General features: G+C 52.8%; 1 protein-coding gene. It reads right to left on the bottom strand.

Features of this window, described 5'->3' with window-relative positions; translation table 11 throughout:
- The coding region (locus ACESTR_RS16250) for a phage integrase SAM-like domain-containing protein (protein ID WP_373179456.1) at positions 1 to 938 on the bottom strand (938 nt) is incomplete at its 3' end.
- Positions 939 to 951 lie beyond the last annotated feature (13 nt).

The following is a 951-nucleotide window of genomic DNA, read 5'->3' as shown; positions in this document are numbered from 1 at the left end:
CCTTCCGGGGCCATATCCCGGTACTTGTCGAGGATGAGCAACGGTATGTCGAGCAACGGCACTTCATAGTCGATTTTCGTCTTCTTGCGGGCGGTCTTGATCCATACCTCACCGTCCTCGGCCACTTCCAGATCCTCCGTCGTCAGGCGGCACATGTCCCCGTAAGGGATACCCGTGTAGCAGGAGAAGAGGAACAGGTCGCGGATATGGTAGAGTTTCGGGTCGTGCAGGGGTGTGGTCATCAGCCGTTGTAACTCTGCGGCGGTAAGGTATTTCTGTTCCCGCTCGGGATGTTCGGCTTCATACCCCGCGAACGGGTCGGCAGTGATAATCCCTTCCGCGATGGCTTCCCCGACAATCGTGTTCAACCGTGTGACAAGCAACACGATAGTTCCCAGGGCAAAGCGGCGCTCCGTGCGTAGGTAGAGGTCATAGTTGTCGATGAATGAACGGTTCAGGGCCGTGAAAGGAACATCCGACAACTTGTATTTCTCCTGGATGAAAGCAGCCACACAGTTACAAGCATAGCGGTAAGATTGTGCTGTTCCCTTTTCCCGGTTCACGCCGACACGTTTTTCGAAATGTTCGATGAACGTCCGGAAATAACCCAACAGGGTTTCCTGCCCGAAAGCCGTCCCCAACAACAGATTCCTTATTTCTTCAGCCGTTACATTCTCACGGGTGGCTGACAGTTCGTCATAAATGGAAATGGCTGAAGCTCGCAAATCGTCCAGTTGCCGGTTGATTTCCCGCGCGGCGTTACTTTTACCCGTGGCACGTCCGGATGCCCACAGTGCAGCGGGTACGGACATTTTCGCACTAAAAGCCGCTTCTGAAAATTTGCCGACAACAAGTTTCGCCATGACCGGGCAATGTCCCTCGTCATTCATTTCGCTCTTTTTGAGGTAGAACGTAACCGTTACATCCGTCTGTTTCATAACTCTATTTTTT

The sequence above is a fragment of the Alistipes sp. DJF_B185 genome, from assembly GCF_964250025.1.
GTDB classification, from domain to species: domain Bacteria; phylum Bacteroidota; class Bacteroidia; order Bacteroidales; family Rikenellaceae; genus Alistipes; species Alistipes finegoldii.
Note: the sequence above shows the minus strand (reverse complement) of the source record. Positions and strands in the feature narration are given on the sequence as shown.